The sequence below is a fragment of the Nostoc punctiforme PCC 73102 genome (assembly GCF_000020025.1).
Lineage (GTDB): Bacteria > Cyanobacteriota > Cyanobacteriia > Cyanobacteriales > Nostocaceae > Nostoc > Nostoc punctiforme.
The window spans coordinates 4,236,474-4,254,931 of record NC_010628.1; the positions used below are offsets into that span (position 1 = coordinate 4,236,474).

Annotated in this window: 22 protein-coding genes and 4 pseudogenes; 13 read left to right on the forward strand and 13 right to left on the reverse strand. The window is 40.3% G+C overall.

Annotated features, from left to right (window positions below; translation table 11 throughout):
* Window positions 1-9: 9 nt before the first annotated feature.
* The 6 genes from NPUN_RS17170 to NPUN_RS17190 all read right to left on the reverse strand — a co-directional run bounded on the left by NPUN_RS17170 (window position 10) and on the right by NPUN_RS17190 (window position 3,031).
* The gene (locus NPUN_RS17170) at window positions 10-210 is read right to left on the reverse strand and encodes a hypothetical protein (RefSeq protein ID WP_012409789.1); all 201 of its coding nucleotides are present in this window, start codon (window positions 208-210) and stop codon (window positions 10-12) included.
* A gap of 1 nt (window position 211) precedes the next feature.
* Window positions 212-1,483: a nif11-class peptide radical SAM maturase 3 gene (locus NPUN_RS17175; protein WP_012409790.1), complete on the reverse strand. Its 1,272-nt coding sequence runs from the start codon at window positions 1,481-1,483 to the stop codon at window positions 212-214.
* A gap of 49 nt (window positions 1,484-1,532) precedes the next feature.
* Window positions 1,533-1,658: a Nif11-like leader peptide family natural product precursor gene (locus tag NPUN_RS39190; protein ID WP_083782411.1), complete on the reverse strand. Its 126-nt coding sequence runs from the start codon at window positions 1,656-1,658 to the stop codon at window positions 1,533-1,535.
* Between the two features lie 156 nt (window positions 1,659-1,814).
* On the reverse strand, window positions 1,815-2,147 hold the full coding sequence (locus NPUN_RS17180; protein ID WP_012409791.1) for a Nif11-like leader peptide family natural product precursor: 333 nt from the start codon (window positions 2,145-2,147) through the stop codon (window positions 1,815-1,817).
* Window positions 2,148-2,203: 56 nt separating this feature from the next.
* Window positions 2,204-2,641, reverse strand: coding sequence for a hypothetical protein (locus tag NPUN_RS17185; protein WP_012409792.1), 438 nt, complete (start codon window positions 2,639-2,641; stop codon window positions 2,204-2,206).
* Between the two features lie 144 nt (window positions 2,642-2,785).
* Window positions 2,786-3,031, reverse strand: coding sequence for a hypothetical protein (locus NPUN_RS17190; protein ID WP_012409793.1), 246 nt, complete (start codon window positions 3,029-3,031; stop codon window positions 2,786-2,788).
* A gap of 267 nt (window positions 3,032-3,298) precedes the next feature.
* On the opposite strand from NPUN_RS17190, the gene NPUN_RS41980 reads away from it, so the two are divergent.
* The 9 genes and pseudogenes from NPUN_RS41980 to NPUN_RS17225 all read left to right on the forward strand — a co-directional run bounded on the left by NPUN_RS41980 (window position 3,299) and on the right by NPUN_RS17225 (window position 8,580).
* Window positions 3,299-3,457 carry a hypothetical protein gene (locus NPUN_RS41980; protein ID WP_167315641.1) on the forward strand — a complete coding sequence of 53 codons (159 nt, stop codon included), beginning with the start codon at window positions 3,299-3,301 and terminating at the stop codon, window positions 3,455-3,457.
* A 55-nt stretch (window positions 3,458-3,512) separates the two neighbouring features.
* A pseudogene (locus tag NPUN_RS17195) lies at window positions 3,513-4,305 on the forward strand (IS5 family transposase).
* Between the two features lie 365 nt (window positions 4,306-4,670).
* Window positions 4,671-4,886 (forward strand): annotated as a pseudogene (locus NPUN_RS44850) (hypothetical protein); the annotation flags it as partial.
* A 394-nt stretch (window positions 4,887-5,280) separates the two neighbouring features.
* On the forward strand, window positions 5,281-5,862 hold the full coding sequence (locus NPUN_RS17200) for a tyrosine-type recombinase/integrase (RefSeq protein ID WP_012409794.1): 582 nt from the start codon (window positions 5,281-5,283) through the stop codon (window positions 5,860-5,862).
* A gap of 72 nt (window positions 5,863-5,934) precedes the next feature.
* Window positions 5,935-6,153: a tyrosine-type recombinase/integrase gene (locus tag NPUN_RS17205; protein WP_272913917.1), complete on the forward strand. Its 219-nt coding sequence runs from the start codon at window positions 5,935-5,937 to the stop codon at window positions 6,151-6,153.
* Between the two features lie 494 nt (window positions 6,154-6,647).
* Window positions 6,648-6,836 carry a response regulator gene (locus NPUN_RS43390; RefSeq protein ID WP_234710938.1) on the forward strand — a complete coding sequence of 63 codons (189 nt, stop codon included), beginning with the start codon at window positions 6,648-6,650 and terminating at the stop codon, window positions 6,834-6,836.
* A gap of 80 nt (window positions 6,837-6,916) precedes the next feature.
* Complete coding sequence (locus tag NPUN_RS17215; protein WP_012409795.1) at window positions 6,917-7,168, forward strand: hypothetical protein; 252 nt, start codon at window positions 6,917-6,919, stop codon at window positions 7,166-7,168.
* Window positions 7,169-7,365: 197 nt separating this feature from the next.
* The gene (locus NPUN_RS17220) at window positions 7,366-7,623 is read left to right on the forward strand and encodes a DUF7219 family protein (protein WP_041565478.1); all 258 of its coding nucleotides are present in this window, start codon (window positions 7,366-7,368) and stop codon (window positions 7,621-7,623) included.
* A 162-nt stretch (window positions 7,624-7,785) separates the two neighbouring features.
* Window positions 7,786-8,580, forward strand: a complete 795-nt coding sequence (locus tag NPUN_RS17225; RefSeq protein ID WP_167315642.1) for a DNA-directed RNA polymerase subunit alpha C-terminal domain-containing protein — start codon at window positions 7,786-7,788, stop codon at window positions 8,578-8,580.
* A gap of 255 nt (window positions 8,581-8,835) precedes the next feature.
* Here the strand turns inward: NPUN_RS17225 and NPUN_RS17230 are convergent, their stop codons facing one another.
* From NPUN_RS17230 to NPUN_RS17245, 4 genes are all read right to left on the reverse strand, one after another.
* The gene (locus NPUN_RS17230) at window positions 8,836-10,113 is read right to left on the reverse strand and encodes an EndoU domain-containing protein (RefSeq protein ID WP_012409798.1); all 1,278 of its coding nucleotides are present in this window, start codon (window positions 10,111-10,113) and stop codon (window positions 8,836-8,838) included.
* Between the two features lie 467 nt (window positions 10,114-10,580).
* Complete coding sequence (locus tag NPUN_RS43395) at window positions 10,581-11,018, reverse strand: hypothetical protein (RefSeq protein WP_041565479.1); 438 nt, start codon at window positions 11,016-11,018, stop codon at window positions 10,581-10,583.
* 45 nt (window positions 11,019-11,063) lie between these two features.
* A complete protein-coding gene (locus tag NPUN_RS43400) occupies window positions 11,064-11,699 on the reverse strand; it encodes a hypothetical protein (RefSeq protein ID WP_041565480.1) in 636 nt (211 codons plus the stop codon).
* Between the two features lie 182 nt (window positions 11,700-11,881).
* Complete coding sequence (locus NPUN_RS17245; protein ID WP_041565481.1) at window positions 11,882-12,127, reverse strand: hypothetical protein; 246 nt, start codon at window positions 12,125-12,127, stop codon at window positions 11,882-11,884.
* A 43-nt stretch (window positions 12,128-12,170) separates the two neighbouring features.
* Here NPUN_RS17245 and NPUN_RS17250 point away from each other — a divergent pair, with 43 nt between their 5' ends.
* A complete protein-coding gene (locus NPUN_RS17250) occupies window positions 12,171-12,539 on the forward strand; it encodes a hypothetical protein (protein WP_083782412.1) in 369 nt (122 codons plus the stop codon).
* 90 nt (window positions 12,540-12,629) lie between these two features.
* On the opposite strand, the gene NPUN_RS39205 is transcribed toward NPUN_RS17250, so the two are convergent.
* Together NPUN_RS39205 and NPUN_RS17255 are read right to left on the reverse strand one after the other, a co-directional pair.
* Window positions 12,630-12,833, reverse strand: coding sequence for a hypothetical protein (locus NPUN_RS39205; protein ID WP_012409800.1), 204 nt, complete (start codon window positions 12,831-12,833; stop codon window positions 12,630-12,632).
* A 129-nt stretch (window positions 12,834-12,962) separates the two neighbouring features.
* Window positions 12,963-13,568, reverse strand: a complete 606-nt coding sequence (locus NPUN_RS17255; RefSeq protein WP_012409801.1) for a GIY-YIG nuclease family protein — start codon at window positions 13,566-13,568, stop codon at window positions 12,963-12,965.
* A 448-nt stretch (window positions 13,569-14,016) separates the two neighbouring features.
* Between NPUN_RS17255 and NPUN_RS41995 the strand changes: the two genes are divergently transcribed.
* The 3 genes and pseudogenes from NPUN_RS41995 to NPUN_RS40120 all read left to right on the forward strand — a co-directional run bounded on the left by NPUN_RS41995 (window position 14,017) and on the right by NPUN_RS40120 (window position 16,860).
* Window positions 14,017-15,438, forward strand: coding sequence for a hypothetical protein (locus NPUN_RS41995; RefSeq protein WP_012409802.1), 1,422 nt, complete (start codon window positions 14,017-14,019; stop codon window positions 15,436-15,438).
* Window positions 15,439-15,441: 3 nt separating this feature from the next.
* The gene (locus tag NPUN_RS42000) at window positions 15,442-15,615 is read left to right on the forward strand and encodes a hypothetical protein (protein WP_167315643.1); all 174 of its coding nucleotides are present in this window, start codon (window positions 15,442-15,444) and stop codon (window positions 15,613-15,615) included.
* Between the two features lie 77 nt (window positions 15,616-15,692).
* Window positions 15,693-16,860, forward strand: a pseudogene (locus NPUN_RS40120) (IS630 family transposase).
* A gap of 101 nt (window positions 16,861-16,961) precedes the next feature.
* On the opposite strand, the pseudogene NPUN_RS17275 reads toward NPUN_RS40120, so the two are convergent.
* A pseudogene (locus NPUN_RS17275) lies at window positions 16,962-18,360 on the reverse strand (transposase).
* Between the last annotated feature and the right edge of the window lie 98 nt (window positions 18,361-18,458).

Consider the following 18,458-nt stretch of genomic DNA (forward strand, 5'->3'; position numbering starts at 1 on the left):
CTTAATCAATTAGTTGTAACTTTTGAAGATACCAGCTTCCTTCTCAATGCGATCTAAAGCCTTCTTTGCTCTAAAAATCAGCCGCAAATAGTTTAACTGACTATTCCAAGCTGAACGAGGTAACAGGGTTAGTAAAGGCTCTACCTCATTCTGGGATTGTTCAATATGAGTAATATTCGGATCTTCTGGAGGGATAAATTTACTTGACATATTATTTATCTGAATGAGATTTAGAACTAACTAAGGATGAAACTAATGGTTCTTCTTTCCAACCTTCTGGCCATTGAATGCGATCGCTAGTAAAATGAAGTGGATCGTTTTCAGGCCAAGCGGTATTAATCGGTTCCTCAATCAGAGCAAACTCGCCATTATCAAAGGGATTTCCATCTGCACGACGTTGAAGAAATACTCGCTCTCGAATACCGCCTTTTTCCTGAGTGAGGGCGCGATGATGGCAGTAAGGATTGTTACCTCGTTTATCAAAGAAAACGTGAGCAGTCCAACTGCAACCACCTCGACAGAGTTCCGCAAATTCGCAAGACTTGCAGAAACCCCATAAATGTGATGTTCCTTTGGGAGTATCAGCTTCGAGATTGAACCGTAGTTCTTCAGTTTCTTCAATAATTGTCCGCAGTGAATGGTCACGGATGTTACCACCAGTGTAGGCTGTGGTCGGTAGTGAGGGACAACCTTTGATAGCACCATCGGCTTCAATACCTAAAGCAGACAGTCCAGCGCTACATCCCTGCCAAAATGACCAAGCATCTCCACCCCGTAGCAGTCGTTCATAGGGCCCGTAGTAGCCGATGTTATTCCCAGGCTGTATCTGCACCCCTTCTTCCTTGGCGCGTTCAGCAACACGAGCAATCATTGGGTATATATCCAATAGTTCGTAAGGTTGCAGCAGAATATCACCATTATCAGCAGCATTGCCCATCGGTACAGTTAACTGAATTTGCCAAGCGAATACTCCAGCGTCGCGGATACGCTCATAAATTTGGGGAAATTCTGGTGCAGACAGACGATTGATTTGCGTATTGCAGCCGAAAGGGATACCTGCTTCCTTAAGATTGCTCATGGTCTTAAACGCCCATTGCCACGAGCCTTGTTTGCCCCGCAGACGGTCATGAGTTGCTTCTAAGCCATCAACCGACACAGAAACCACGCCAATACCAGCTTCTTTCATCCGGCGGGCTGTGTCTAAGGTGATACCATAACCCCCAGTAGTCATACCACACAACATCCCAGCTTTAGTAATTGCTTGGGCAATCTCTAACCAGTCAGGACGCAGAAATGCTTCACCACCAATTATGGTTACTTCTGTGATTCCAACTTCCGCCATTTGTTTGACTAAATCAAGGGCTTCTGCTGTGGAAAGTTCGTTAGCCCTTGTATGACCCGCACGAGAACCGCAGTGTTGACAGGCTAGATTACACTTGAGTGTAATTTCCCAAACTGCATAACTAATTCGGCGATAAGTCATAAAAATACCCTCAATCAATTAATTTTTCTACAAAGGGACGGATAAATCCCTATCTATCCCTAGTTTTAACTATTTGGTTACATTGTTCTTTGCTATTAACGCTTTCAATTTGATGACGAAACGCTTCATCATTTGCTAGATTTTCGTAGAAAGCTTTGACATTTTTTATGGGCATAAGATTCTCCTAACCTTGATTAATTAAATATATTTTTTACTTTTATGCATGATTTTTTTATCTGTCATTTCGATTCTCTTGTGAATTTATAAAAGGACGGACAAGTCCCTATCCGTCCCCAGAATTTTAAACTGTTATGGTCGCAATCCAGGTTCCCTAAAGTGTGTCATCTACCCGGATAACTCCATACATAAGTTGGTAGGGTGGCCATACAACTCCATATAATGGTTGGATTCTTGGTTTCCCAGTTAATCCACCAAAAACTGCTGCTAGTTCTTTTTCACTTAAATCTTTGAGTTCACCTTCACCATCGGCAGATTCTAACAATTGAGCGGTATATTCTTCATACTCTTCTAGAGTGAAATCGTAGCCGGCAGCTTTAACTATTTGGCTACATTCTTCCTTACTATTAACGCCTTGAATTTGATTACTAAACGCTTCATCATTTGCCAGCTTTTGATAAAAAGCTTTGACGTGTTCTAGAGACATAATTTTCTGCTCCTTGAATTACTTAACAGTTGGTAATTATATTAGAATATTGAACCTTAGCCGGCAGCGAGGTTTGACACTTCAATGGTTACTTCAGACGGATTGTAGTTATCTGTAATTACTTGCGGACAACGCATACAAGCTGCTTTGCCTTCTTGGTTCCACCACCGACAATCTCGGCGGATAGAACAAGGAGGCAATTCCTCTGCAACTACGGTTAATTTTCCGGCAATTTGCTTCGCTAGACGACAATCTTCTCCATCAAAATGCAGACAAGCTTTAGTGGCACAAGGTGCTGCTGTGCGAAAAATTTCAGCAGGTGTAACTGGACTAGCTTTTGCTATCAGTTCATCGGTGATAGGTATGGGTTGCTTGAGATAAGTTACACGTGGTTCTGCAACTGTTCCACTGATTATGCCGAAAACAACACTATTTTCAGATTCTGGCCTAGCACTGGGGCAAAGTGTAGTTTTATCCACAACAATGTCTTCCATTAATTGAGCCTCCAGCAGAGAAAGCCTTTATAAATACGAGCTTTCAGTCGAATTGGGATATACCATTCTTAAATCATTCGTGAAAAATTATATCCCCGACTTTTTTACGAAATGAGGGATTTTGATACCACAAATTTTCACAAATCAGATAGAATTGTCAACTGCTACGAGTCCTATAGTAATAGGAGGAATAAAAATCTTACCAAGTATTATGGGAACCAATTTTGATTCTCCACCTGAAACGCTTTTTGCTTCCTCATCAGACATAGATAACAAAGCTTCTTCTGAATCCAAAACTTCGTTTCGACGTGTGACGGCATTTTTCACAGCATCATCAATCAAATCGTTAACTTCAATTTGACTGTGATACTTTCTTTCTTTAGCTTCCATGTTGATTTCCCTCTGATTTTTTAACTATTTTTAGGCAATTGCAATTATTATATTTATCAGTGTAATTGCCTAGGATTTACTCATATTAGTAAATAATAAAGCTAATTACTTGATTTTTTACAACTTTAAATTAGACAGAAATAAAACTTTTATGTCACTAAAAAACGATAATCTTTGCTTTGAGTTATCCATCTTTTTATATATGGGCATATACAAAAGTGTTGAATGTTAAGAAAAATCCGATAAAAATAGCCCAAAATATGACAGGTGAATTCTAGCTCCCGTGTTGAATTTGAGAGAGCCGCCGCCAACACAGAAACCATGTATCGATCATTTATAGCTGTTCTGCGTGACTTTTGGCGAATACTGCGACGAAAAGATGTTTCTCGTTCTAAGAGGTTGTTTGAAAAGTTCCCAGTTGATTAAAAAAAGCTCTCAGGGCATAAGCTGTAGATACGTATATACAGCACCATTGAGAGCGATGAGTAAAGCATACTCTAGTAACCTGACCCAAAGTCAATTCGAGTTAATTGAACCGCTGATCCCTGTGGCTAAATCTGGTGGTCGTCCACGAGAAGTAGAAATCTGGGCAGTGCTAAACGCCATTTTTTATGTACTGGTTCAAGGCTGCAAGTGGCGAGACCTACCTGAGAATTTCCCGGCATGGCAGACGGTGTATACATATTTCCGTAATTGGCGTATTGATGGGACGTGGATAGAAATCCATGATCGTCTACGGGCATGGACAAGAGCGGATCATGAGCGATTGCCAAGTCCCTCTGAAGCCATAGTGGACAGCCAAAGCGTTGAAACAGCAACTATGATTCATCAAGCCGTCGGCTACGACGCTGCCAAGAAGATCAAGGGACGCAAACGGCATATGACTGTCGATACATTGGGTTTGGTGTTGCGCGTACTGGTGACTGCTGCTAATGTACCTGAGCGAGAAGGCGGCAAACAAGTCTTACTAAAAGTTCAACAGATGGGGAGTATGGTATCTCGGCTGAACACGGTTTGGGTTGATGGCGGTAGGAACAGCGAGCCATTTATGCGTTGGCTCATGGATTTTTGTCGTTGGATTGTGCAAGTGGTGTTGCGACCTCAACACCACAAGAAATTTGTTTTGCTTACGAAACGCCCTTGTGGTTGAGCGTACTTTCGGTTGGCTCAACTGGTACCGCCGACTTAGCAAAGAATATGAGCAATTACCCGAAACAACTGAGACTTTCATTTACCTTGCTATGATTCGGCTTATGCTCAGACGACTTGCATAATTTTTTACTGGCTTTCACTTTTCAAACAACCTCTAAGGCATTGAGGGCAATGCGACGTAGTAAAGCAAAGTTTTGTATCGACATTCAACATTTCTGGGACATATACTAGTACCGCAAGGCGGAAGTCAAAAGTCAAAATCCAAAAGTTAAAAGTTAAAAGTTTTATGGAATAAGCTCTTTAGGGATTTTCAATGATTGCTCTATTTACGCCGCCTTGTACTAGTTACTCAAGCTGTCAAATCTTTCCGACTAATTCAAATTAGATATCTCAGGCAATTTTGACTATTAACTAAAATATTTATGTCCCGAAAATGTTGCCAATTTATATATCATGTCCGCTTGAGCAGAAAAAACAAGCTTATTGATACTATAAATTACACGCTACCAAACCAATTTTTTCCACAACTCAACCCAACAAATTGAGCAAATATAAGCATTTGGGTAAGGCTGGAAGCCCTGCTCATATTGATGCTGTCCTCTCCGTCGCTAGAAGAACTCAAATCGATCACTTAACTTCCTGCATCGACTCTCTTCATCAAAATTGGGTGGACTTGTACGATAGCCTCAAAGAGAAAAAGTAAGTCGAATTATCCGTTTTTTCGCCAACATGTGCCAAAAATGATATCAACTCTGATATCAATGCCCGACCAGAGTAAGCGTTCACCACCGTAGATGGGCGGTTACGCCATCGCGCTGACGTGGGGAGCGCCAAAGCGCAGCTATTCCAAAGGTAGTGCTAAAAATCAGCCAAAGTCGCCACTATAAGGAGTAACCCCCAAGCCTTGTACAGAGAAAGGATAGATATTTGCCAAACTTATCAATGGGGGTGAAATTGGGATTTTCAGGGGTGTGAATGATAAGCGTGACTTAACTGAAGTAATTTTCGGGGTGGTTATTCACGACAGAATCAGGGTTTGGGACGATGAGAACTGTTGGTATTTAGCGGCTTAATACGAACAGTAGAGATTGGTAAAAATGCTGGTACGTCGTAAGAATGAGGATTACAGGTCACGGGAATATCTTACAGTACGTGAGGTAAATAGCATTCTACGAGGGGCAAAAGTTTACGGGCGGTACAAGGTGAGGAACTATGCCTTGGTACTGTTAATATTTCGCCACGGGCTGCGGGTGTCGGAGGCTTGCGATTTGCGATGGGATGCGATTTCATTTCTGGATGAGGAGATTTTTATCACGCGCAAAAAAGGGAGTGATAGCGGGGTTCATCCGTTGCCTGTGGATGAAATCGAGGCATTGAAACAATTAAAGGAATTAAATATTGGTGGCAATTACGTTTTTATTGGGGAAAGGGGGGAGAGGTTAACCCCGGCTGCGGTACAAAGATTGTTGACCAGGTTGGGGGAAGTCGCAGAATTAAACATTAAAATCCACCCGCACCAGTTACGCCATGCTTGCGGTTACTACCTTGTGAATGAGGGGCATAGTACTAGATTTATTCAGGAATTTTTAGGACATAGAGATATACGCCACACCGAAAAATATACCAAAGTAAATTCCAAACGTTTTTCTGGTATCAAGTGGAACACAATTGATGAGTAATGAAATTAACTGATAATCGCATCTCTATTCAATGCGTTTTGATTGGGGTGAGGTGATGTCCACGTCTCTGCGGTGCGAAAGCTGATTGGGCGATTGGCAGCACAGGCTGGGCTTGATATCAAAGTTCACTGTCACATGATGCGCCATGCCTGCGGTTACTATCTGGTGAATCACGGTTACAACACTAGGGAAATTCAAGACTTCCTGGGACACCGTGATATCAAACACACTGAAAAATATACCTTGCTGAATGCTCGACGCTTCCTGAATTTTGATTGGGGTGATTTGTAAAATTTTAACTGTAGTCGCACGCAATTCATCGCCACAAAACTAGTCAGTAAATCTTTTATTTGAGCGATATACCCCCCGTATAATATTCAACAAACTTCTTCTATCTAGAGAAGTAATTTGTTAGCTAAAAAAGAATTATACAGATTTGTAGAGTATATTCTACAGATTGATTTGTTTGACTAAATTTTCTTATATAAATTTCTTAGCAAATAATTGTCCGAGGAATTCAGTAATCAAAGGAGATACAAATCTTTTTGATGCTGATGACCAAGCAGCTAGAGGATAAAGATATTTTGTCTGTGAACGATGGATGGTGTTATTAAACGTATATTGATTTGTGATGATGTGGCTGATAACTCAATTCTTATGAAAACGATTCTAGAAGCAGAGTCATGCCAGATTGAAATTGTTGATTCGGGAGCAGAGGTGCTAGCCTTTCTTGAAACAAACCTAACCCAACTGACCTGCTAATACTAGATGTTCAGATGCGTTTAATGGATGGATTTGAAGTTGTTAGACGCATCCGACAATCGACTAAATTTAAATTTATTCCTATTTTGTTGGTGACAGGTATCGCTGAAGATGATGCTCAGAAGGCTCTTGATATAAAGATTGATGGATTTATCCAAAAGCCTATTGATTGTGATGCAGTAATCGCTCAGGTCCGAGCAATTTTAGACTAAAATTGAGAAAAGGATTTTAAAATTAAGAGGTGATTGGAGTTGATCCATAATAGTAAAGATGGGTAGGAGAAAGACTGTTTATGAATAATGTTTCCAAAGATTTAGAAGCTCTAGAAGAAATTTTTATAGCTATAGAAGTTCCTGACTTGAATGATGTAGTAATCCTTCAAGGGTCAGCAATTGTTGATTTAGCCGAATTTCAATTAACACCTCAAGAAACTATGAAGTTTAAAAAAATATTTGAAAAAGTGAATACCAAACTTGCAGAGTCATTATATGAACAGTTTCCTGCTAGTTCAATTATCTCTGAGATTCGAGTAAAATCGCAGTGATTCGGCATTTTTCAGTCCATGTCAGGATTTGGAAACTTCAGAACAAGGTCCTATTTACAAAGATAATCAAGTGAATAATTGTCAAACTAAGTGATTCTGATTCCAAAACGGGTATTTTAATACTAAATGTAGATGTAAATGTAAAAGCAACGTGAAATAAATAAGTCTAGATTTGTACTAAGAAGATTTTTTTGAATATGGATAACGACAATCAGATAGACAATAACAATTTTATCTACCAGCGCTATCGATATCTTGGAAAGTACACGCCTCAAAAATTTTTATTCAATGCTAATCTTCAAGAATTTTCTGAACGTGTCTGTCATCTCTCTAATCTACAGACTTCGGGGAAAATTTCTTCACAGAAATGCTATGAGGAAATTGAGTTACTCTGGCATCAGTTAACACAGAGCTTTAAGGCGCTAATAAGTGATGAGTTTGACGTAACTGAATAATTGTTACACTTGATTACTCCTGGTTTGCTAGTATTCTTTTAAACAAAAAGTTTTAGGTACTGAAACATACACAAGAAAATTTGCATAGTTCTGGGCTGATTCTGATGACTTTTCCACATTGTCAACAATGTATACAAAGTGGTAAATTTACTGTGTACGCTGTTGACAAAGTGGAAAGATATGGGGAAAAAAACCAAGGAATCGCCTATTGTAAGCTTCCGTGTGCCACATTCGGTTGTCGAAAAGTTAATTACAGAAGGCAGATTGAAGCCTAACCATATAAAGTCAGAGTTATCCAACCTAATCAAAAATGACTGGTTAGCCTCTGTTGATGCTGGTGTAGAACCAACCGTGAGTGTAAATACTGTTTATGAGCAACTAGCAAAAATAGATAGAGTTCTAGAAATACTTGAGGACAATAAACCGAATGGCGTTATTGATGACAATGTAGACAGTGTTGACAAAATTAGCATCCCTGAAAGCGTAGACTCAATCTCGCCAGATAATCAGCTTGTAGAGGTTGCCAATAGTAATGTACATCTCGTAGAGGAAATAAATGGGGATAATAAACCGAATGGCGTTGTTGATGCCAATGTAGACAGTGTTGACAAAATTAGCATCCCTGAAAGCGTAGACTCAATCTCGCCAGATAATCAGCTTGTAGAGGTTGCCAACAGTAATGTACATCCCGTAGAGGAAATAAATGGGGATAATAAACCGAATGGCGTTGTTGATGAAAACAGTATTGAGTCATTGAATTTGAAAAGAAATACTTATACGGCGCTTAAAGATGCAAAAGTTAACACAATAGAAGATTTAAATAAATATGGTGTCACAGGCTTGCGAACACTGAAAAATCTGGGAAATAAATCTGTATCTCAGATAGTTGAAGCATTGCTCTTCCGAGGGATTGAGTTACCAGAGTTACCAGACCCGGAACACACGCCTTCTCTCTGAGCAGTAATTCCGAAAGCTACGCGCTAGGACTTGATGAGCCGTTTTCAATATCGCAGTGTCAAAAACGTTGTAGTCTGTGGGCGGTGATGTCGGCAAATAGTAGATTGGGTGTAAGGAGGGTAAGAGTTTAAGGGTGTAAGGGTTTTGAACATTTACGCCTCCACACCTCATTCGGCTGACGCTCACGGCACAAGCCTATACTCTTATAGCCCTCGTCATCCAAAATACTGATTTTCTATCACTGCATTAGTCCTATTACTGGATACAGTTGGGGGTAGCGTCAGGAGTAGCATCGGGATAAAAAGTACGGATACCGCCTTGTCTTCTGACAAATACGGCTTGAAAAGTTCTATTCTCATCTGTGATGCCCAGAAGACATGCTTGGTTAGTGGTGCTAGTGTTGGGGTTGTTCTTGTAACCTAAAGATGCGTTTGACAAAATTTCTTCAGCATTGAGGGTGTAAGGATAACCTTTGATAGTAGACTGAGCAGTGCCAGTACCTACCTTCATGACAACACCCATTGTGTAGACTGTGTTGGGAACAACTTCTTCCCTAAACGTATTATTATTCAGTCGTCCAGCTAAACCCTTATTTTGCAGTTCCACATAACGACCAACAAAATGTAGCCCACCAATAGAGCCTCCTTGAACTGGTTCTCCACAGAATACATGGTCAAAACCTGCGACATTAAACCAAAGATTGGTTAAATCGTTCAAGAAATCAGTATCTGAAGTACGACCTACTTTGAGATATCCTCCCACGTATGCTTTGATATTTGCCAAGACAGTAGGGTTATTCTGCATCATAGACTGGAAGCCAGTGCGACTGACAACAGTACCTGGAACGCTGCAAAGATTGACTACTGCTGTGTCAAAGCTATTGAGGGCTGGGGCGCTCGGTGTAACATCAGCCGGGCTACCATAGGCTAACCCGGATACAGGGTTGTTGATATCGTCAAACAAAGGTACAGAACCGGCTGGTAGAGAAGGAGAAGTGGAACCGGAAGAACCATAATCATTAATTATGATGTCATCAATGTTGGTTCGGTTTGCAGTTCCATCAGTCTTACGAATTTCACAGCGAACACTACCAGAGATGTTGGGTGTAAAAGTCGCTGTTTGCAAGGCTGTAGAAGTGGTATTGACAGTGGAGCCGATTTGTATCCATGAAGAGCCACTGTTAGTTGAACACCAAACACCCCAAGTAGTATTAGCGTCAGTACCAAACTTAGCGTATTTGATAGTAATAGAGCCTGCACCTGTAGTGCGATCAAATCGCATCGTCACTCTACCACTATTACGAATGCGGGCAGACTTTGCACCATTTTTTCTGTCAGTGCTGAGATCACCAATTAGAGCATCATTCAAATTCCATAAGCCTGTGCTGAGATTAACATCAGCATCTGCATAACTTGTTTTTGTACCACTCTCAAAACCTTCAGAAATTGTGGTGCTATTTGCACTAGTTACGCAAAGGGTAAGCAGTATAACTGCTCCTGTTGATACTTTTAAAGTGAAAGCTAACTTAGACATACTTAATAGGTTAGTTACTTGAGTTAATTAGTAGTTGATATTGACCCTAAATAGGTAGATTAGCTCCAATAAATTACTTCATTTGAAACGAATAAATAAAGAAACAATACATAATTAAAAATCCTAATAAATCAGCAAAGATTAAATCATTTGATTTAAAAAAATCTGCATGACTATTGGTAATGTAGTTACTGAGTATGCTGAAGGGGCGACATGAAGCCTATAAAGCTGACTGTATAAGCTTCATGTCGCCCCTTCAGGTCAACTAGTCAAGAAGCTGACAAGTTAACCAGTCAACCAGATAAATTACTAACAAGTCGAAAATCTGACAAGTCAACAAGTCATCAAGATAAAGTGTCAACTAGTCAAGAAGCTGACAAGTCAACAAGGCAGCAATCCAAGAGTGAATATACATTTGACGCTTCAACATAGGGTGTTGACTTTGTAGGGAAATTGCTAAAAAAACTTCATACAATTACTGTGTCGTCAATTGAGGTCGAAAATACAATTTTTCTTTTTGAGAGTGTGGACTGACCAAAAACTTGAGATGACCAAGCCTTAAGGTCAAGATAGCGAACAGTTTCTAATGCCTCCTTAACCATCAGACTAGTAAAATTCATAGTACATAAAGAAATATTTAGAATCATCTGACCTATCTGTTTGAAAGGACATCTAGAAGAAAAATGTTTGTATTTACCAAAAATAGATTCGATTATATCGGAAGTCGCCAAAAAAGTCTTTTCTAGAGGAATTTGAGAACTTTCAACTGTAATATATTCAAGAATATTGTGTCGAAAAGCCGAAATAATATTAGTTGAGGTTGGAAATTGCTTATTCTCAAACTCAATTCTCGATTGTTGGTTAATTCCGTTGATTTTAAGTTGAGCTTCTATTGTCCTAGTCATCAAAAGCATTTGCTCCCAAATACAAAGTTCCTGTTGATAGTCTCTTCACCAACCAAATTTCCTAATTAGTTTTTGATTAAGGCTTTCTGGGTCACTAGTTGGTGCTAATTTTAATAAAGTTTCGATGGGGCAATTCAAAAGCTTTTGTGCCCAATTAATTAACTTTTCAATATTTAAATAACGACATCTAGAGCGTTGAGATGGAGGGGAAATAAATGATAACTCTGTTTGTTGAAGTTGATGTAGGCACTGGTTACATTTTTGGATGAAAGACTGATATTTTTCTGAGGTGGCTAGCTCATGTTTCAGTAATAAAGCCATTGCATGGGTTACATCATAAGTATAAATAACAGAGGGGTGTTTTGAAGAGTACAGTTTAATTCCTTTTTCGAGGTCACTGCCATGATCTGCTATTATTTGTATTGGGCAACCAACCATATCAGTCAGCTCACAAAGCTTTTGTTCGATAAGTTCTCCTCTGGTAGAGTCCATAATTTCCAGGGCTAAGAGTTGAACATCATGGTGTTTTAGCCCTCGTTTTTCTGGAAAAACGGTTGATTCCAGGTATTGTTGAGAAACTCCTATAATTACCAAGCATTTTTGTTTACCTAGTTCTACTGTTAGGTCAATAATAAAAACCCAATCAGTTCGATATTCTTTTATTCTTTGAAGCTCGTACAACCCAATTCGTCCTAACCAATTCCTTACACTACTAAAATGCGGAGTAGAAATTTCCGACTCTGATGCGTCAAACTTCAGGTTTTTCTCAACTCCTCGTAAGCTACTTCCAGAATCAACTGTTTGTTGTACTGCTTTTTGTATTATTTGAATGTTGTAATTATGCCCAACAGCTTTCAGCGTCTCTATTTTTTCGGAAACTTCTTCCCCTTTTTTTGTGCATCAACTGAGTTGGTGCTTATAATACGTAATTCTTTTTCTGCTTTCATGGTACGCTTTTTCCAATTCTCCCGTGAAAGCGATAAATCCCTAATTTTTATTTCTAGCGCTCTTAACTTTTGTTGTCTTTCAAGTGCTGTTTCTTTCCAATTCTCCCGACTTTGTTTAAACAGACGAACTAATCGGCTGGACGAACTTTTTAATTCTTTCATTAACCACCAATTTTTTGGGGAGATTTTGAGACATGTATTATGTATGAATAAATATCATCTCAAAACACCCAAAGTCAACACCCTAGCTTCAACAAGTCAGCCAGATAGCACACCAATCATTCAACCAAACAGTAATTCAACAAGCGAGAAAGCTAACTTTTTAACAAGTCAACAAGTCAACGTAGAAAAAATTTCATTGCGTAAATCTACATTTCAAATCAGTGAAGAGGTGCTGCATCAGCTAGACAAACTGCACCTTACACTCCAGTTAGAGCTAGGAAAAGCTAATGCTCCTTATACAGAAGTGATTGTAGAAGAAGCTTTAGTACAACTTTTAGAGTCGTTTAACTCTGATCGTGCGACTTTGATAGAGGTATTGATGTCAAGGCAGAAAAGCAGGGACAAACTTTGAAAGAGGAGTGTGCGATAACGTAACCGCCCGCCGTAGGCGATCACTTCGGTGGCGGCGATCGCACTTAAAGCGACATCTAACCAGAAGCCGTTATTCCTGATCGTTGCCGTATGTCACACAAGGACTATCAACTTCCTGCATCGGTTGGAATGAATTGCAGAAATTTACAGTAGCACAATTAACACCTGCTTCATCGGGGTGAATACATTGCACAACGCCCTCTAAAACATGAAAGGCACAATCATTACAGATAGTTTTACATGGCAATGGTTGAGCGTCGATTAAGTTTGACATAGATCAAAATTTTCAAGAGAGGAAACAGCAGCAATAGCAAGCATAAAGCTGAGATGCCTTTTAGCTTCAGTGAAAACCATGTTAATTGCTGCGATCGCCTACGGCAGGCGGTTACGCCATCGCATCCTTTTAAATCAATATACTCACAACATATAAAAATAAAATAATACAAATGACTATTGCTACTAAAAATAAAAAATTATTATTGAAAACTTTACCTAAAACAGTAGGTTCCCTTTTCTTAATTTTCTTCTTCTTGTTTTTCTCCCCGACTATGCCTTGTCTCAACCGATTGTGGGGTTCATATCGTCTGGATATTAAATATTTTGGGATTTCCTCTCTCTCTTGACTTGCACGTTCAATATCTCTAGGAATTATAGGCAAAGAAACACTTAGTTTTTGATGATTTTGACCGTAATCCTGATGATTATTATTTGGTATTTGCGCTACATTACTACGCTCCATTAACTGAATAACTTGTTGCAAATATGCGTTCTTTGTAAATTCAAACCACTCCCTATAAACATTAAATGACTTACAAGCTTGATGAATCTCTTTCTCTACTTTGTAAACGTCAGTAACAAATACAGAATGAATGAGTTTCAACGGGTAGGGACTTTGACGGCTATTCAGTTCTTTTAATCTTTCCTCTGGTGTCCGTGGTGCTACAGTTAGCCCTATTTTGTATCTATAGGTGCCTACACTATGAATTAAATAAATGTACCCTGGTTTCATTATTGTATCACTGTTCGTAGTTCTTCTAAAGCTGCAATCGCGTCTGCAACTGTAAAATCTGGTGAATATTTTACCTTTTTGTAGTCGGGATGCTGTTTGATTTGCTTTAAAATTAATTATGATTGATTAAGTAAATCAGTTAGCTTCATGAAATCTGTAGCCATAATTAATCCTTAAAAATAATAGGTTGACCATTGAAGCGTTTGTAAATATCTCTGGTCTTAGCCAACTTGGGAAACTTACCTTGTATTCCTCTAGTTCGTTACCATCTGCATCTACTAGACTAAGGAATATGCTTATACTGACAATTTATTTAATATGAATATAAATATATGGTTCAACGGATTGAAGAAATTTGTAGCAAAGCTTGCTGCTACTGACATCGAGGCAAGGCTTTGCTCCCAACCAGAAACTATATTTAGCCTGAAATTAGAAAGGTGAGTAATTAATGAAGAGACAAATATTGCTTGGGATGATAGCAAGCTTAACAGTTTTGGGTGTAAGCTTCCTACCAGTTCCGGCTCAAAAAACAACAGCCAGTCAACCAAATTCTAACCTGGTCAATGCAATCACACAGACTATTGATAAAGAATTTGCAGATGCTGATTTGAATGAGATTAAAAGCGTTCTAACAGGCGAACAGAAGGCCCTCGGTGGCCCTGGGATGCAGGACACCGTTTTCTACAGCGAACACATTAAAGCCGCGACTGCCGTAACTGAGGTCTTTGGTGATGGGCAGCGTCTCACGTCTGTTATCGTCGACTATGATATGCCGATCAAAAACAGCAGCCTCTCGACTACTGCCTTTACTGTCTCCGGGCGTAATATCATACGAGTGTATGCCAATGCTCGCCCCGAAAAATCACTTGTGGGCAGAGATGGAAACTTTGTCGTCATCGAACTGGATACAGCCGATGACAACGCCCCTACTTACAACCCTCAAGGCCCGGTGCTGCGCCAGGCATCCGTTACCGTAAATCAGACGGCAAGAGTCCAAACAGCATCTGGACTATGGTATGCCCCGACCACTAAACTCATCTCGAACACCCGACAAATGAACTTGATCGTGGATGATTTTCAGCAGTTCAAGTTCACCGATCCAGTGACAGGCTTGGTTCTCACGTATAACCTTTTCATTCCCAAAAACTACGCTCCGAACACGAAATACCCGATGGTGCTGTTCATGCATGATTTGGGTGTCACCAATATCAACCCCTATACGACATTGGTGCAGGGTTTGGGCGCGACCGTTTGGGCCAGTTCTGAGGAGCAGGCCAAACACCCGGCGTTCGTCTTGGCTCCGCAGTATCCCGTGGCGCTTGCCAACGATAGCTCCCAAACCTCTGATTACGCAGATGTTACTGTCCGGCTGATACAAGATTTGCAAAAGCGATACAGCATCGACGGGAACCGCTTGTATAGCACAGGCCAGTCCGGGGGATGCATGACGGCTATCGCTCTGAACATCTTGCACCCCAAGTTGTTCGCAGCTTCATTACTTGTCGCCGGTCAGTGGGATGCGACCAAAGTTGCACCGATGGCGAAAAACAAGCTGTGGATCGTAGTCTCTCAAGATGACGACAAAGCCTACCCTGGCATGAATGCTATCACCGCTGAACTGGAAAAACACGGCGCGAGAGTGACCCGTGCCGTGTGGGACGGCAACACCAGTGGCGCACAGTTCAAGCGTGACGTGGCGGCCCTGCTCCAAGCGGGGCCGGACAGCAATATTTATTATGTCGCTTTCCGACAAGGCACAGTGATTCCTCCGGGGCAAAGCACCGCTGGTGCGGCAGGGCACCGTAACACCTGGCGCGTCGCCTACACGATTGAAGGCATCCGCAACTGGCTGTTCCAGCAGCATAGGTAAATCTTGGTAGCTGGCAATGTAATCTTTGCAGGCGTGTATCTCTTTCCACCGCTTGTTACTGCGGCTGGTTTCCCCCACATACAAAATCAGACCAGTCGCAGAGTCAATGATGAAATACAAACACGCATCACCAGGGCTATCATCTGGCATTTTCCAAAACGAGAGCGATCGCACTAGATACACTAGTAGTCTACCAAGGTAACTTTGCTAAGTAAAACCTCTAATTGGTAAAATAGCCAAAAACGGGGTGTAACATGGCAAAAAAGTACATTGTTGACTTGAATGAAGATGAAGTTTCCCAACTGCAATCGATAATTAAGAAAGGTAAGCATAAGGCAAGAACCATAAGCCGTGCAAACATTCTTTTGATGGCTTCCGAAGGAGAAACGGATCAAGCGATCGCTAGCATAGTTAGAGCGCATGTTGCAACAGTGCAACGAATACGAGAAAAATTTGTCATTGGAGGGTTAGATTTTGCTTTAAAGGATGAAGTTCATCCACCAAAACATAAAAAATTAGATGAAAAGCAAGAAGCATTTTTGATTGCAACAGCTTGTTCTAATCCGCCAGAAGGAAGAGTGCGTTGGACAATGCAATTATTAGCAGATCATTTAGTGAACGTTGGTATCATAGATTCAATCTCAGATGAAACAGTACGTCAAACTTTAAAAAAAATGAAATTAAGCCTTGGTTGAAAGAACAATGGTGTATTCCTGAAGTTAACGCAGAATATGTTTTCCGAATGGAAGATGTGCTGGATTTATACAATGAGCCTTATGATCCTAAACGCCCTGTAGTCTGCTTTGATGAACGTCCATACCAATTAGTAGAAGAAGTAAGACTTCCTTTGCCACCACAGCCAGAGCAACCTGAACGTTATGATTTTGAGTATAAACGTAACGGGACAGTAAATTTATTCGCATGTTTTCAACCCTTGGCTGGATGGCGGCATATCGAAGTTACAGAACGTCGAACTAAAGCCGATTTTGCTAAACAAATGAAAAATTTAGTAGATGTTTCCTACCGAGATGCCGATGTTATTCGTTTAGTAGTTGATAACTTGAATATTCATACACCCAATGCATTATATGAAGTTTTTCCACCAGAAGAAGCACGTCGAATTATTCAAAAGTTAGAGTTTCACTATACTCCTAAACACGCTTCTTGGTGAGCCAGTGCGTTGGGCGGGTTCCCCGACTTGAAGCAACTGGCGAACCCGAAGGGCTGAATCAGGTAGAAATCGAATTATCTGTTTTATCTCGCCAATGTTTAGAACGGCGTATTCCTAATGCAGAAACATTAACTTCTGAGATTGCCGCTTGGGAGAAAAAACGTAATCAGCAAAAAGCTAGTGTTTATTGGGGTTTTCAAACCAAAGATGCTCGCCGAAAAATGGAGCGTTTATATCCAAATTTAACATAGCAAAGTTAGCTTGGCAGACTACTAGTTGGGGTAAATTATGTCCTTCATTTTCTCAAAAGGACTTCAGAGATTAATTGTGGTTCAGCAATACCTCTGCCAATTTACGAGGGTTCAACGCCACCAGAAACGGGATGAATACGTCCTAAAGCAGTAAGCTTGACAAAAATCTTGGTTAATAAAATAGGCTCAGGGGTTTCTGGAAGCATTTTTAACATTTCACGAACATATCGAAGACCACGGTAGTAAGCCTTAAGATCAATAATGCCGGAGTCGGGATTATGTTGACGAAAATCAGATAGAAGATGATGGGATAAGTTGACCATAAAGAATGCCAAGTTAGCAGCATTAGTCACGGCAGCTTGGCTCAGGTTCATAAAATCTTCCAATCCCCAAAACTGTTTGTTTGGCATCTCGAAAGTTAAACTCGATTTGAAAGCGCAGTTTGTAGTAGTCGATTGTCTTTTCGTATGACAATTTTAGGTCACTAGAAAATAGAATTACATGACTACGAGCATTAGTTTTGAGATTGGTTTTGACTAAAATAACTATATTTAGTGCTTGAGCAAATTCCTTGTGAAGGAGAGTGCATTGATAAATATCAGTTTTGATATCCTCGTCAATGGTACTTTTACACAAATATGCGTCAGGTATATTACAATAATCCAGCTTGTCGCCCTTCGGGTTCAGCAGTCCCCTGCGACGGGAAACCCGTCTTCAGGGCTGCTTCACCGTATTTACGACGAGAGCGACGATTAGGGTCAGGGTTTTGGTAAGGTATGTATAGTGCCGAATCATGGTGCAATTTGGAAATTATGTGCAAGTTAACAAGACGTGCCATCTGCAAGGCATTATTGTTCCCAAAATGACCATCTAAAACTAAGTAAGTTAGGGGGATAAAGTTAGCTATCAACTGGACTAACTCATTAATCATCTTCTTAATTCTTAGTAATTCAGATGTGAGAATTACTTCTGTTTTATTTTTGTTCTTACTCCCTTTTGGTCGTCCACGTTTACGTTGAGCTTTAAGTTTTACTTCTGGAGTTGATGATGAGCTATTTTTTTCTACATCGCTTTTAATCACCTGTTCTATTAAAATCGGAAATGAGTGTCTTTCTTGAACACTTACTAATGATAATGCAAAAAAAGATAGTCCTGATATCGGTTTATTTACTAGACTAGAAAAAAATCTATCCAACCCATAAGTTTTTTTGCCTGCCTTACTGACTACAACTTCATCTCCTGCTAGCAAATATACCTCATTCGCACGGAACAAATGCTTGCGGAAAAATAGCCAAAACAATGGAGCCCAAGGTATTACTGTATGAAAGAACCTTAACATCGTCCGATAACTACCACCAGTCCTGTCCAACGAGAAATCCCCAACATCGTGACTCGGCCGCTCATTGCTAACATAGCCAGGATTATCTGGTTTAATTGCTGCATCGTTGTAGCGTTTATCTGCGGCAAGAGGCACTGTAACAGTGATAGGATGTCGGACATGGGCTGATTGTGGTTTTGAGTTGTCGTTGTGAGAGACAATAACTCTACTACATCAGCCCTCTCTCTTCATCCTCTTATTTTGGCTAAGGTATTGGTTC